The organism is Vampirovibrio sp. (assembly GCF_041737375.1).
Classification (GTDB): domain Bacteria; phylum Cyanobacteriota; class Vampirovibrionia; order Vampirovibrionales; family Vampirovibrionaceae; genus Vampirovibrio.
In genome coordinates this window covers 12,700-26,810 of the sequence record NZ_JBGSRV010000016.1, presented here as the reverse complement: position 1 = coordinate 26,810, position 14,111 = coordinate 12,700, and the positions used below count along the sequence as shown (strand labels likewise).

At 44.8% G+C, this 14,111-nt stretch carries 10 protein-coding genes and 1 tRNA gene; 3 read left to right on the top strand and 8 right to left on the bottom strand.

The genetic code is table 11. From position 1 onward, the window contains the following. Window positions 1-722 precede the first annotated feature (722 nt). The 3 genes from ACEW81_RS11055 to ACEW81_RS11045 all read right to left on the bottom strand — a co-directional run bounded on the left by ACEW81_RS11055 (window position 723) and on the right by ACEW81_RS11045 (window position 2,878). Window positions 723-799, bottom strand: a tRNA-Pro gene (locus tag ACEW81_RS11055). A 158-nt stretch (window positions 800-957) separates the two neighbouring features. Continuing rightward, window positions 958-2,151 carry an NAD(P)/FAD-dependent oxidoreductase gene (locus ACEW81_RS11050; protein ID WP_373533044.1) on the bottom strand — a complete coding sequence of 398 codons (1,194 nt, stop codon included), beginning with the start codon at window positions 2,149-2,151 and terminating at the stop codon, window positions 958-960. Next, window positions 2,144-2,878: a methyltransferase domain-containing protein gene (locus ACEW81_RS11045; RefSeq protein WP_373533043.1), complete on the bottom strand. Its 735-nt coding sequence runs from the start codon at window positions 2,876-2,878 to the stop codon at window positions 2,144-2,146. The genes ACEW81_RS11050 and ACEW81_RS11045 overlap by 8 nt, the downstream gene beginning before the upstream one ends. Window positions 2,879-3,051: 173 nt before the next feature. Between ACEW81_RS11045 and ACEW81_RS11040 the strand changes: the two genes are divergently transcribed. Then, a complete protein-coding gene (locus ACEW81_RS11040) occupies window positions 3,052-4,128 on the top strand; it encodes a type III polyketide synthase (protein WP_373533042.1) in 1,077 nt (358 codons plus the stop codon). Window positions 4,129-4,174: 46 nt separating this feature from the next. Here ACEW81_RS11040 and ACEW81_RS11035 read toward each other — a convergent pair whose 3' ends face one another. Beyond that, window positions 4,175-5,260, bottom strand: coding sequence for a hypothetical protein (locus tag ACEW81_RS11035; protein ID WP_373533041.1), 1,086 nt, complete (start codon window positions 5,258-5,260; stop codon window positions 4,175-4,177). A gap of 43 nt (window positions 5,261-5,303) precedes the next feature. After that, window positions 5,304-7,517, bottom strand: a complete 2,214-nt coding sequence (locus tag ACEW81_RS11030) for a vWA domain-containing protein (RefSeq protein ID WP_373533040.1) — start codon at window positions 7,515-7,517, stop codon at window positions 5,304-5,306. Between the two features lie 639 nt (window positions 7,518-8,156). Between ACEW81_RS11030 and ACEW81_RS11025 the strand changes: the two genes are divergently transcribed. Beyond that, a complete protein-coding gene (locus ACEW81_RS11025; protein ID WP_373533039.1) occupies window positions 8,157-8,729 on the top strand; it encodes a hypothetical protein in 573 nt (190 codons plus the stop codon). 41 nt (window positions 8,730-8,770) lie between these two features. Here the strand turns inward: ACEW81_RS11025 and ACEW81_RS11020 are convergent, their stop codons facing one another. After that, window positions 8,771-9,532 (bottom strand): nitroreductase family protein, encoded by a 762-nt coding sequence (locus ACEW81_RS11020; protein ID WP_373533070.1) that lies wholly within the window; start codon window positions 9,530-9,532, stop codon window positions 8,771-8,773. Window positions 9,533-9,551: 19 nt separating this feature from the next. Then, window positions 9,552-11,897, bottom strand: coding sequence for an ATP-binding protein (locus ACEW81_RS11015; RefSeq protein ID WP_373533038.1), 2,346 nt, complete (start codon window positions 11,895-11,897; stop codon window positions 9,552-9,554). Between the two features lie 323 nt (window positions 11,898-12,220). Between ACEW81_RS11015 and ACEW81_RS11010 the strand changes: the two genes are divergently transcribed. Beyond that, a complete protein-coding gene (locus ACEW81_RS11010) occupies window positions 12,221-12,919 on the top strand; it encodes a dienelactone hydrolase family protein (protein ID WP_373533037.1) in 699 nt (232 codons plus the stop codon). 52 nt (window positions 12,920-12,971) lie between these two features. On the opposite strand, the gene ACEW81_RS11005 is transcribed toward ACEW81_RS11010, so the two are convergent. Beyond that, the gene (locus ACEW81_RS11005) at window positions 12,972-14,075 is read right to left on the bottom strand and encodes a M48 family metalloprotease (protein ID WP_373533036.1); all 1,104 of its coding nucleotides are present in this window, start codon (window positions 14,073-14,075) and stop codon (window positions 12,972-12,974) included. Between the last annotated feature and the right edge of the window lie 36 nt (window positions 14,076-14,111).

Below are 14,111 nucleotides of genomic sequence, written 5' to 3'. Positions count from 1 at the left end.
GGCTAGATGCACGCTACCCAGCCGCCGGCTCCTTAAGGGATTGTCGAGTACCTTTTTAAACAGCTTAAGCTTTCGCTCTAGCGCTTGGAGGTTATCATCAGTAATTTTCTTTGGTCTCAAGGGCGGCTTCCCCTGTCCCATATTGATAGAAGGATTCGGCAGCGGTTTAAGCATGTCCACAGCTGGTTGTAACGAAGGGTAGGAGCTGGGAAACTGAGGCGTGAGGCTAGCCAGAACTGAGCCTAGATTCGGGGTCGGCAGGGTCGAAGAATTTGCCAGCCCGGCCAGACCGGACAAAAAGCCTGACGGTAGGGTAGGCAGACTGCCGTAGCCGCTCTTAAAGGTAGGACTAGAGCCCAGATTCGGCGATTGCGAAAGATGCTCCCCTAGCAATGCCCTCAATATTTCAGAATTTTGCCCAAAAGTACCCATAAAAATGATCGTACAGATCCAGACGCTTGCCGTCAATGCAATGTATTAGCTGCTCGACTGCTCTGCACTCGCTGGTTTGAATTTCTGAGATTAATGATGTACACAAAAAAACAGCCATTTTCGGCTGTTTTATCAAACTTTGAGGTTGTATGGTGGGCCATCCGTGACTCGAACACGGGACCTCACCCTTATCAGGGGTGAGACATAAAATTGAGTTTTTTAGTGTTGAGAAAACTCATTGTCCCTAAAAAGCTAAAAACCCCGAAACTTAGTAAGCTTCGAGGTTAAAATGGTCGGACCGACAGGATTTGAACCTGCGACCCCTTCCACCCCAAGGAAGTGCGCTACCAAGCTGCGCTACGGCCCGACAAGTTGTTTAACTGGGGTTAGATGCATAGTATAGGCAAAGAGTCTCTCTAGGGCAAGCGCTCTTTTGAACGTGGCTTTAAAAGATTAAAAAATTTATAAGCAATCAATTCCTTGATGAACAAGTTTGAAAACGATAATCACGCACAAACGCGCCATTTAACGATAAAGACTGGCCAAGGTGGGCATAAAAGGGGGCAGTAATGGCCAGCAAGCCTTCTGCAAAAAAGATTGCCCTAACAAAGGCCGCACCCATCGAAGATACCTAAGCTGCCAGCCAAACTGCCGATGATAACGATGCAGGTATTGACGCACTATTTGTGGATAAGTCTCTCCCGATTGCAGGCCCTGATGGACGCAATTGGCCGCAAGTACCCCGGTTTGTAGCGCATGGCTCATGCCAAACCCGCTAAAAGGCTCTACCGCAAGCAAAGCGTCCCCCACACTCATCAAAGATTCACTGGCTGGCCTTTTTTGATGCAAGGCATGAATGCCTCCCACCGTCTTAAAAGGCTCATAAAACTGCGCTTGCTCAACCAGAGCTTGGGCCGCTAAATTTTGACCCAAGGTAGCCTTTAAAAAAGAAGGCAAGTCTTGTCGACTACTCCGGGACAATTCGGGGGTCAACCACAAGCACACATTAGAAAGCTCTGAGCCAATGGGCTGAACGCCCCCATAACCGCCTGGAAAAAAATACATGTTCAAATCGTTGGAAGGAACCCTCAGTTTGACATGACATTGAACACCCACATACGGTTCAATGATTTTTTTAAGCCCTGAATCAGCAGTTTTAGGTTGCGAAGACTCAGAGGCCGTATTCCTGGTTAGCAAGTTCGCTAACTGGCTATTTCTGCCGGAGGCATCGATAAGAATCGCCGCATGGATAAATGATTGCCCCACAGGCTCTGATTGCGTGGATTGAATGGTAAGCGCGAATTGATTGGCTTCTGCCTGATAATGGCCCTGCTCAATCTCCGCCTCTTCCTGCACAATGGCCCCCATTTCTTCAGCGCGACGCAGTAGCAAGGTATCCAGAATAGCCCTAGGCATGGCCAGCGCAAACGGATAATCAGCGCGAAGCCAAGCCAGTTGAATGCGCAACGCTTTTCCGGCCACATTGTAAAGGTGGGCCGACTCAATGGGTACCCCACTATGAGCCATCACCGCTTTCAAAAGGCCCAATTTTTCCAAAACAGGCATTGCGTCAGGCCCCAAAAACTCCCCGCATAATTTACGCCGAGGAAACCTGGACTGATCAATCAACACAACCGGGTGTCCCAGTTGCCTCAAGCGAATGGCGCAAGCCGAACCTGCCAAACCACCGCCATTGATGAAAATTAGTGATTCAGCCATTACCATTGCCAGCCCTTAACCAGACAATAACCCAGCGGAACGGAAAATGATGTTCAACCTGGGCCTCAGGCAAGCCAGCCCGCATGCAAAATGATTCCAGTTCCTTCCGTGTGAATGCCCGTTTAACGGAAAGGGCGGAATCATAGCGGAAAATTTTTCCTTTCCCGGTAAGCCACCCCAATAAACGAATGCCAAGCCATGCCAAAGGATGACGCTGCAAGTCGTTGATCACAAAACCTCTCTGGGCTTTTTTCGCCATGCTTTTTAACAACTGAATGGCCGCATCATCATCCAGGTGGTGCAAAAACATGGAGCTGATCACAAAATCATAATCACCGGACTGTTCAGACAAGCGCATCGCATCGCCCTGAACCACCGTGATTTTCGGATGGTTTTGAACATACTGTCGAGCGGCCTGAACAGCCACTGGATGCAGATCAAGCGCGGTAATGGAGAGCAATCTCCCCGATTTTTTAGCCCACTGAACCAGCGCCTTGGGAATATCAGCCGAAGCGGTTCCCAAATCCAGAATACGCAAAGGAGCATCATTAGGAATCTTCTTACATAAGCGTTTAAACACCGTTAAAATACAGCCTGTGCCATTTAAGTAACGGTTCACCCAACGAATTTCAGCCATCGCTCGCAAAAAATCACATTCACGAACCTGCGCATCGTCCATTATTTCAGGCAGTTGGCTGCGTGTTTGATAATCAGCTAAAAAAGGCATGAGACTATTTAACCTGCCAATCTATTTGAACAATGAACGGAGCCCGCCATAAAGGATGAGGTCAACGCCTCTGTCCATAAAGCCTCTCTCGAGCCTCTATGGTATAGTACAAATCTCGCAAAACCAAGATATTTTATTGAGCATGTTGAATACAATGATGAACGGATACTTTAATGTCTGATCCAGGAATTTTATCCGTCTCAACGGTAGTGCCAGAAAACGTCTGCCTGCTGGAAGAGGTGGCATTTCAAGCTCAGGCGTGGGTAGAAAAGCAGGAAAAAGGATTTAAAGCGAAAGTCGATCGGCTTTTTCGACGGGCGGGAGTCAACCGGCGGTACACGGTTTTGCCCTTGAAAAAACTGTTTGAGCCCATGACCCTGACTGAAAAAAATAATATTTATCGTAATCATATTGTGGATTACGCAGAAACGGCACTCAGAGAAGCCCTAAACCAAGCGGGCATTGAGGCCTCAATGCTGGACTGCCTGATTGTTACAAGCTGTACAGGGCATATGTCGCCCTCTCTGGATGCTTTTTTAGTGAACCGTCTCGCTCTAAAACCCTCTATTCAGCGTTTGCCTGTGATGGAAATGGGGTGTATTGGCGGGGTCTCGGCGTTAATGTACGCTGAAAATTATTGCCGTGCTTATCCCGGAAGCCATGTCGCTGTTATTGCGGCAGAATTAACCAGTATTACTTTTCAAAGGGATGACTACAGCTGGGCTAACATTATTAGCACCGCAATTTTTGGAGACGGCATTGCCTGCGCCATCTTAAGCAGCTGCCCAGCCGAGAAAAAAGCTGCAATCCGCTCTTCCGGCATGTATCATTATCCAAATAGCACCCACTTGCTTGGTTTTGACTTAAGCAGCACCGGTTTTACCATGCAGCTGGACTCCAATTTACCGACCGTTATTGGCGAACAATTTTCAACCGTTCTTGAAAAAGCCTTACACCCGGTTGGCTGGTCCTTTGATGACCTCCATGAATTTATGATCCACCCAGGGGGGCTTAAAATTTTAAAGGAGCTGGAATCCTTGATGGGACCCATGCGAAACACACGCTTTGAAGACCCGCCATTCCAGCTCTCCGCGTCTCGCAAAATTCTTCAGGACTATGGCAATATGTCTAGTGCCACCGTGTTGTTTTTACTGAAACAATGGCTGGATTCTGGAGCTCCCAAAAAGCGTGGCTTGCTTGCGGCCTTCGGGCCGGGCTTAACCGCAGGAACTATACTGGTAGAACAATAAGAGTAAGATCGCTTTAAGTGAATCAAAAAAAGGACTTCCTGTAAAGCTAGTCGTACTCAAAAGTCATTTTTTGTTTTGAAGTAGGCGGACCAAGACCATTGTAACCTTTCAGTCCAGATAGATACAAATCATACTTCTTGTTTGAAAACAAGGATGGTTCGATGGAGGGATAAATGGTTAGCGTGTTTCCAGTTTCTACAAATTTATAATTGATAGAAACCAGTAATTTGGAAGGATTATTTAAATTATTTGTGGTGTTACCCGCCGGATAAATTCTAATGCCTGAAAGCGTTCGATAATCAATAGGTTTATCAAAAATAAGGGTAATGGCTTTGTTACTATCAGCCTTGGTAATATTGGCTTTCCAATCCTGAGGCGCGCCAAGCCCGATAATATACTTGATAGGAGCAGGTCCTCTGGCAGCTCCATCGCATTCCTGATGCCAGACATCTTGAAATTCCTGAGAGGTAATTCTAACACTTTGGTTAATTTTATTTTGATTGGCAGCGGTAATAGTCGAACTGGTGTTTGCGCTTAACTGTTTCAGGGTAATATCAGCCCGAATGGGCATTTTCAACAAATTGGCGCTACCAGAAGGACACATAGGCTGGTTATTCTGATACATAACCCCGCTTGGGTCAATTTTTTGACTCTTGGGATTAACGCAAATAGCACCTTCGCTGTAGATATAAAAGCCAACTGACGTATCGGGATTTGCATAATTGATGACAGCAGGATTTGCCTTTAGCTTAACGATGTATCGATATAAACCCTGTGTAGCCTTTGGGGTGTTAGAGGTGGCAACCAAATCGCCGTTTGATGAAACCCTGCCAGACTGAGTACGATAAGGATAAAACGTTAACCCCCCTCCATAATTCCTTTTTTCAAAATTCAGACAATTAGAAGCAGGCACAAAGCGTGTTCCTAAAGCTTCTTGGATACCCGATTGAGCATAATAATAAGCGGATAGGGAATTTTTATCGGCCAAGTTATACTGCACTGCATCTTGGTGAGATTGACTCATCATATAAGCAACTGAAAAGCTTAAAATACCGGTAGAAATCAAGGCGATCAGAATAATTAAACCACCTTGCCCCATCTGGCTTTTATCAATTATGTGCTTTGGATGCATCTATGAGTACCCTACTATTCTTTCAATTGACGTCAGTAAGTGATTAGTTTAATAGATTTTCATCAATATAATTGTAACTTGAGATTATGTTTAAAGCAATTTGCCGGTTAATTAAAAGGTTCATTTTATCGAATGCATCATTTAACTCCCGGTCATTACTGGTAAAAAGCGCATCACCGCCCCAGGAGCTGGTGCCCCATTTCTTAATGCTGTCACGTACATTCAAATTAAAATCTTCAGGGGCGGCATTTGTCATCGCAATCACAAACAAAGTGATTTTTTGCTTTTTTAAACTGCTCGCCAGCTCCAGCACTTTCCCTGCGGTGGTTGATGTAGGCTCTCCATCGGTCAGTAATACAATAATTTTTGCCTTGTACCTGGGTGAACCATCGCTATTTTTTCTGTTCAAAGCGTTCACCGCTTTTTGCAAGGTCTCATAGGTAGGTGTTGAATAATGGTTGCGAGCATTCAAGGGCCCCCCAGGGGCTCCATATCGATTAATGGATAAGATACGCATTCTTAAATCTTCGAATCGACGGGTTACGGTTTGAAGTTTTTTTGAAGCAGGGGTTGGATTTAAGATTTTCTGGTGGCTGTTGAAGGGGATAAAACCAATTTCACCGTCAGATATTAATTTTGAATAAGCCGGATTAGCGGGATCTTCCAGATTTAACAGAAATCGAATCAAAGCATTCCGAGCTCCCTCAATGGGCACTTGATAACTGGCTTTGAATTTCTCAAAATCTTTTAAATTCTGACTCGACGGATTGGGGGGCAGTGTTCTGGCACAGACACGCCTTAAGTTTTCACGATAATCAACAGGGTGAAACGGAGGGGTCATGGGCTGGTACATGCAAATTGGCACATCCAGAACTTTATAATACAGTGAATAGGGCCCTGTACTGCCACCAGCCAATATGTCGGCTAACGTAATTTGATGATAATGCGCTTTTTCAAACGCAAGATTACCATTAAATTTAAACAGTTTGTCTGGCAGTTTGTTGGGAGCATCAGGCTCCTTCAGCCAATGGCGAAGGCTATTACAAGGACAGTTATAAGGGCTCTTACAAGTACTGTTGCTAGGTCGTCCAACAACCAGGCCTTTCACATAGGCGCTAGAGAAAAAATGGCTCAAACGATTGCTCGCGTTCGTCGTTCCCCATGCGCTGGGATTTGCGTCACAAGCACCTTGCGTACCGCTACTGGTTAACTTGAGCACGCCAGGACCTGGATAAGTATGAATGCCGTCTCCCTGTCCTCTACTTTTATAATTTTGGGGTAAGTCAAACGTAATATCGAGCTGCTTGCTATCGAAAGGATCCAGCAATGGCCCACCATACAAGCCATGGTAGGAATTCGCATACCCCGATTTGGACTGATAGCGATAGGCCAGAAAAGGAAAGGAGAGGTTATCATCGTTGATAATACCAGCGGCATCTTGTTGGGCTCGCAGTTTTTCATTTGCCCAAAACAGGGTACTTTTTTTATAGCTGTCCCAGTTGGTGGTAGAAGCAATGGTGCCACCGTTTCTGGCAGGAATGCCCAAATACTGATCTTCCCAACCGCTTGAAGGCGTTTTACCCACAGGGAACTTGTCCGCGTAAGAACCAAGGGTGTTGCCTGTAAATAAACCCGTTACAGGCGCTTCATCTTCTGGCACAAGCGCTTCAGGTGTTCCCAGCATGGAGCCCGAATCATCCAGCAAAATTTCCATACCGATCTTGTCACTTTCTTTTTGCCGGATATTCACTTGAAGAATGGTGTTAAAAGATTCAGGTTGATTGTCCTTAGGCGATTTGTAGACATTCAAGGTCGCATTATAAAGCCGAAGCCCGTTGGGTGTACGGCCGGTCAGCTTATTTTGAGAAATATCCTGAATACGCCAGGTATATTCCATTTTTTGAGCATTCAATTCATTTGTATTAATGGTTAGTGGAATGCGGCTGCTGGTGTACGTGGTGGTCAATCCATTATCCGAAGAAATCGGTGAATTTAAGGCCAGGATAGAGTTGCTCATTGCCTGGCCACCCTTACTGGGTTTTAATGGATATTTGGAACTAATACCAGCCAATTCGCCCGTATTTGCCTGTTCCAGCAAGCCGTTAATTCGGATCAGTTTTTCTGTAGAAACTTTAACCACTTGACCGACTTTTTGTACGCCAGAACGACTGCTGATCATAAAAACAAGAATAGAGGCGAACACCAAAAGCAAAGAGGTTTCAATTAATGTCATTCCAGGGGATTTTGAATACTGCATGCAAAACCTTCCACGTCGGACAAGTTAAAATTATTTAAACTCACTATCGGCTCAAACCGGTTCAAGCTTAAGGATGCTTGAACAAATATTAACAATCTTATCATAGGAGCACTAAAACGAGTGCCACAGAATGCAAACACCTCTTGCCACAGAGATGCATGAATGCAGCTGTAAGCGCTACCCAGAAAATCTTAAGCGAATCAATGTAGCACCATGATTTGACAGCCAGTGCATTAAAGCATCAGGCCCCCTTCAATAAGCCCTATCGACCAATTGTGCCAGCCTGAAGCCTTGCGCTGGCCTTTCAATATTAGCTGGTTGAAGTCTGATTCAAACGCTTTAAATGCTGGCGCAGTGTATCATGGGCATTTCTGCGCCTGACGCTCTTTTATTAACAGTCTCCATAGAATTTCAGCCGAGAAAACACAAGAACCTAAAGGCTTTAAAGCTGAGAAAGAGCTGAAACGTAAATGGAGAAAGGCTTTCATTTGCGCCCAACGCCAAAGTGTAAAGATTTATAACACGATACCCATTGAATTATTCAAGAAATTGAAAGTGCCTGCCGATAGGAAACACAATACCCACAAGCAAGCACAAAATTTTGTGACTAAAATCACGTCAACTTCCCAAAGGTGGCACATGTTGAATATGCGTCTCAAAACTGAAGGGCTCAGCCTGATCGAAATGTCTTGTTGCTTTGCGATCATCGCCATTTTATCAGGTGGTATTGGCCAAACGCTTTTAAGTGGCGTGAAAATGCACTTGATCTCAGGCAGTGAAGCCGCCCAGCAAAGAGTTGCCGTTGTTTTCACCCGGCTTTTAAGAGAAGACCTGAGGGGCGCCTCGGATGTTACAGTGTCCGCCAATGGACTCACCCTTGTTATTGCAAAAGGGGCAAATCAAGTGAGGTATCAATATGTAGCCAGCACCAAACAAATGGCAAGAATGATCAACAACGCTCCTGGACAATCTTTTCCAGACAATAACGATAGAAATACGCGGGGCCTTCAACTGAGTTGCACCGCTCAATGCTTCAAGCTGGATGCAGTCACCATTCCAAGTCAAAGCTTTTCAAATAAGAAATTAAACCTGGCTAAAATTACAATCACTGATAGCAAAACCAAGTTGGGGTCTGGGCTCACTGAAAAATGGAAAGCCTATTCATTTGGCCCCAACGAATACCAGATCGCAAGCGGCAGTTTGTTCAATTAACGGGCCATTATCTAAACAAGCGGGCTTTAAGTCTTTCGGGGTTAGCCAGGAAAACGGTCCGTAATCACAACATTCTCCAATGGAAGCTGTCCGCCACGAGCACGAGCAGGCTGTAGGGATTTTCCGATAACCACCATCAGGGCAATCTCATGGTCTTTCGGCAAATTAATAATTTCTTTCACTTGCTCGGTGTCAAATCCAACCATGGGGCAGGAATCATAACCCATCGACTGAGCCGCCAACATTAAGGTTTGAGCGGCAATTCCGGATGAGCGCATAATTTCATCCCGCTGTACCTGAGGCTTGCCCTGGTAAAAATTTGCGATAGCGGGAAGTAAAAACGCACGGACCTCTTCCGGTGCCGTTTGCCAATAGCGCTCAGGTTGATCTGACCAACTATTCAGGCAGCCACAAAGGACAATCACTAAAGCCGCATCGGTCACTTGATCCTGATGCCAGGCCGCAGCTTTGAGTTGCTTACGAATTTCTGGATCTTCAACGACAACAAAACGCCAATTTTGAATGTTAAACGACGTTGGAGAAAGCATAGCCAAAGACAAAAGTCTTTTTTTATCCTCTGCAGGCATAATAAACTCAGGATCGTAATGCTTGACGGCACGACGTTGCTCAATAGCGGAAAAGGTGTCTAAAACGGTTAAAACCATTGCAAAGTTAATCTCCAAACAACCTGAATAGAGTAACATCAACCAGGCTTGAAGTCCGTAAATTTTAGCAGACGCAAAACAAACTGAAACATAGGCATCATAAAAAATGGCCTGCGTCTCTGGCTTTGCCCCCTTCATTGCAATCAAAGAGTCAATTTCACGAGAAAGTGTTTGTTGCCGGAATGCTCAATTTTTGTTTAAGGGGTAACCTCACAATAAAAGTAGAACCTTCATCCGGTGAACTTTTAGCGGTGATGGTGCCATGATGGATTTCAACGGCTTTCCTCACAATCCCTAAGCCAATACCACTGCCTTCATAGGCAGACGTCCCGTTTAGTCTTTCAAAATTTTTAAAAATCCGATCCAGATATTTCTCATCAAAACCGATGCCGTTGTCCTGAATCCGGATTTCACAACTGTTTTCATTGAATGGAAATGCTCCAATCTTAATGACAGGCTTTACGTTTGGCTTTTGGAATTTTATAGCGTTCTCAATCAAATGTCTCAACAATAAATGCATTTTTTGCGGGTAGCACTCAATAGAAATGGAATGCTCAATATCAATACTCGCTTGAGTTGAATGAACCAGAGGCTCAAGCTCACGAAGAACCATCAATATAATATCTCTCAATTCAACCACGGAGATATTTTTATCAAATTGACTCATTCGAGACAAACTGAGCAAATTATCAGTCAATACTTGCATTTTATGAACTGTACTTTGAATTCGTTCAATATAGTTAATCTCATCGCCGGAGGGGCTGATGTTAGGACTGTTTTTCAAAAAACTACTGAATTGAGCCAGTTTTCTCAATGGCCCTTGAAGATCATGAGAGGCGATTAAGGTGAATTTTTCAAGTTCTGAATTGCTTTTGGCCAAATCACTGGTTTTTTGAAGAATTTGGATTTTCAGATATTTATTTCGAGTGATTAAGGCCTCTTGCTTGTAAAAAGAGACTCGCAGAATCATTTCCCGGAGCTTGGCCGCAGCCAGCTGTTCATGAGAAGTCCAGGGCAAAGACTTTAATCGTACGGTTTCTTTCCACTTTTCAAAAGAAGCCCTGGGGGTTAAAGACTCCCCTTCTTGTTTATAAGTCTCTGATTTTGAAGGATCTCCCGCCCAGTTGACTGTCTCAATTTTTTCAGGCCGAAACCATAACACATAATTGGGAGGGGTCACTGAAAGGGTAATGGCAAGCAAGCCAGACGCCAAATCTTTATACGCCAATGCGGGTGGAAACACCTTGGGAAGTTCATTCGTGCAATAGACCGCTGCTTTATTCTCAGAGCTCAACCAGTCAATCAAATCCTGAATTTTATCTTTAGGAGGGGTTAGGCCAACGGCCTTGAAATTTCCTTCCGTATAAATGACAGAACCTTCATACAACATGGCGCCTTCCGCATTGATAAAATCACCCAGATTGGGGTTGAAATTCATTAAGCCATCGCCAATAGTCTCTGAATTTGACATGAATTCGATAAATCGTGATTCCATTTCAAGCAATCGAAGTTCATATTGATATTCTTTTTCCTCCATCCGAACCAGATATTCCAAATTGATAAACTGTCCCAAAATATAGCAGGCAATGCGCATATCGTACGGAATATATTTTGGGGCATAATGATGACAAGCGATCAGTCCACATAAAGAACCACCCTTCAAAATAGAAAGGGTCATTGTTGCCGTAACGCCCATATTTTGAAGATACTGAATATGAATAGGCGATACGCCACGCAGTATGGCATACGTCATATCTAAGGGCTGACCTGTTTGAAGAGGCATATAGGGTAGTAATTTAACGGGTTCATAATCAACATTCGGGATAATTCTTAATTTATTTTTCACATACAGCTCTCTGGCCTGATTGGGAATATCAGAAGCAGGGTAATGCAAGCCGAGGAAAGTTTCCAAATAGTCTTCTTTCACCTCGGCAATCACCGACCCGCTACCATCCGGCTCAAACTCATAAACCATAATGCGATCAAATCCACTGATTCGTTTAAGCTCGTGAATCGAATTCTGCCAAAAATCATTTAAATCCGGGGTATTTCGAATTCGGCACAGGGAATCCTCAATGGCATGGATAAGATCTTGCTCATTGCTCCATGAAGAACCACTAGCAGACTCCATTTCAATGATCAAAACACCTTCAATCCGGTGAGAAATAATATTAAGAGGGATTTTGGGGTATCCAGAATGTGGGGTCATTTCAAACAAAAATGTTGAGTTCTGTTGTAGGTCTTTATTTTCCAGCAGGGGTTTAAGGCTTTCAAAATAACCATTTTTAAAAAGTATTTCTACAGAAGCACCCAGTAGGGCTTCAGGGTTCAGGTCGTCAAAATACAAAGGCACATTTTCACTGATTTGAATAATCTCCAGCTCAGGTTCTTTTAAAACCACTAACATGCCATGCCCCTGAATCGTACCAGGGATATGGATCGGCTCTTGATCGCAATTGGTCAAATCCACCTGATATGCCACACCGGACATTAAATTAAGCATTCTAACCTTTCCCCTTGATAAGCAAGCATCAGCATAAGCGTTTCCTGTTAACTAATCAAACACAGCCGTTTAAATAGCTCCGTTAACCGTTCTATGCTTCAATTGTTCCATCTTAATTATTTTAAAAATGCTCAGTTTGAAATGGTAATACATGTTTTTTCTATTTTGTATGAGAGGCCATTTGCAGGCATTTAGGCAAGTGCATGGATTAAAAATGGATGGCTTGGTTATTTTGGCATTTGGCAATTACCCGACTCATTAGTTTACTGCCAAAAATTTTTAGGACATATTTGAGTTTAATCTGAATTGACGGTGGGAGGATTATGTCAAAAATATCAAGCCCAAAGGCGCAAAATCAGGCGATACTACAAAATCAGGAGGTGCTGATTGATGTGGGTGATGAAAGCCTACCGGGCATTCTGGCCGTTCCCAATGCTGCGGCAGGCATTATTTTATTTGCCCATGGCAGTGGCAGTAGTCGCCTCAGCCCAAGAAATCAGTATGTAGCCCGGCAATTCAATCAAGCAGGGCTTGCTACATTGCTTTTTGACTTGTTAACGTCGCCCGAAGAGCGTTTAGACCGTTTAACGGGGCAACTCCGGTTCAATGTAGGGTTACTGGCAAACAGGCTGTCGGCGGTTGCGGACTGGGTAAGTCACTATCCAGAAACGCAACAGTTCCAGATTGGCTATTTTGGGGCAAGTACAGGGGCGGCTGCCGCTTTAATGGCCGCAGCCCATAATCCCCACACGGTTAAGGCCATCGTATCTCGGGGGGGAAGACCCGATTTAGGGGGCGATTCATTAAGAGACGTTCAGGCACCCAGTTTATTGATGGTGGGCAGTCTGGATACGGATGTGATTGGTCTGAACGAGCAAGCGTTTCAGGAAATGCGCTGTGAAAAAAAGCTGCAAATCATACCCGGCGCCAGCCATTTATTTGAGGAACCCGGCAAGCTGGAAACCGTATCAGAAATAGCAACCACCTGGTTTTTAAACCATTTAATCAAGGACAACCTTTAAAAAGGTCTTCTCAAAAAATGCGCATCAAAAAGACTCTTCCAGAACAAGCGCACTAACCTTCACAGGGTAAAAATACCCATAAGTCTGGACGGCCCACGTTGCAATGCACCGCCCGGTTCAATAAGCCCATAAAGGGCCAACTGAGAAATAAGGCCCGTCTGGCGATATGCCAAGTCAGGGGGAGAGTTGTTGTGGATGAAGCAGGTGCTTGCATCTGATTGAGACGCTGCTCGACAGAGGGCAATGGATGAAAAATTCTTTGAATACCCGGGTGCCGCTTTGGCTCTTCATCCTGCCAACGATCCAGGGTTTGAATAAGATCAGTAATCTCAAGTGATGAGGCTTTGCCTGATTGCCGCTGCACTGATAATTGATCAAGACCCAGCACCGCTTTTTGACTAAGCGTAGGCAAGACCAGCACGCCTAAAAATGACCACAAACTCATCCCCCAAATCAAAGTCAGCAAATCAACCGGGTGAGAAAAAGTAACGCCGGTTAAAGACTTAACCGCTATAAAGCCCAGGGTGTTAAAGGCAATGGCACCCAAAATGCCCCATACGTTCATGGCCTGATGAGAGAGCGTTTGGCGACGCTGAAGCAACCAATCTAGCTGCGTTTTGGATAGTTTTTGCTGATACTGCTCTGGTATGACAGAAGCGCCCATTAAAGAGACGCCGCCCGTAAAACCAATATCGTCGCTGTGCCATACGTTTGGGTTATTGGTTGGCGATTTCACTTGAAACCGGCCAATCAAGCGGGCTATAGGCACTTGCAGCATCGCAAATATAAGTTGCACCGCCACAACATACCCCAATTGCCAGCCAAAGCTCTTCACCTGATGAAATACCAGCCAAAGCAAGGCGATGGAAGCGCTAAAAATAACGCCTTGGGCCAGTGCCCCTTTTAGCCAGCCGAAAAACCACTGCCCATAAGTGCCTTTCCATCGATCATAACGCTTGGGCAGCATATAGCCCCCCCACAGATCAAAGGGAAAAGAAAAAAGAATATAGACCACAATAATGCCCGGAATAAGCTGTTCCACTGGGATAGGCATCAAACTGCGGGCGGGGAGGCCAAACAGTCCCGCAATCGCAAGTAAAACCCAGAAACCAACGGTTGTTATGCCTAAATTAAGTCTGGCACGCGCGTAAGACATGATGGTGACCCTTATATACCGACTGGTATAATTGAA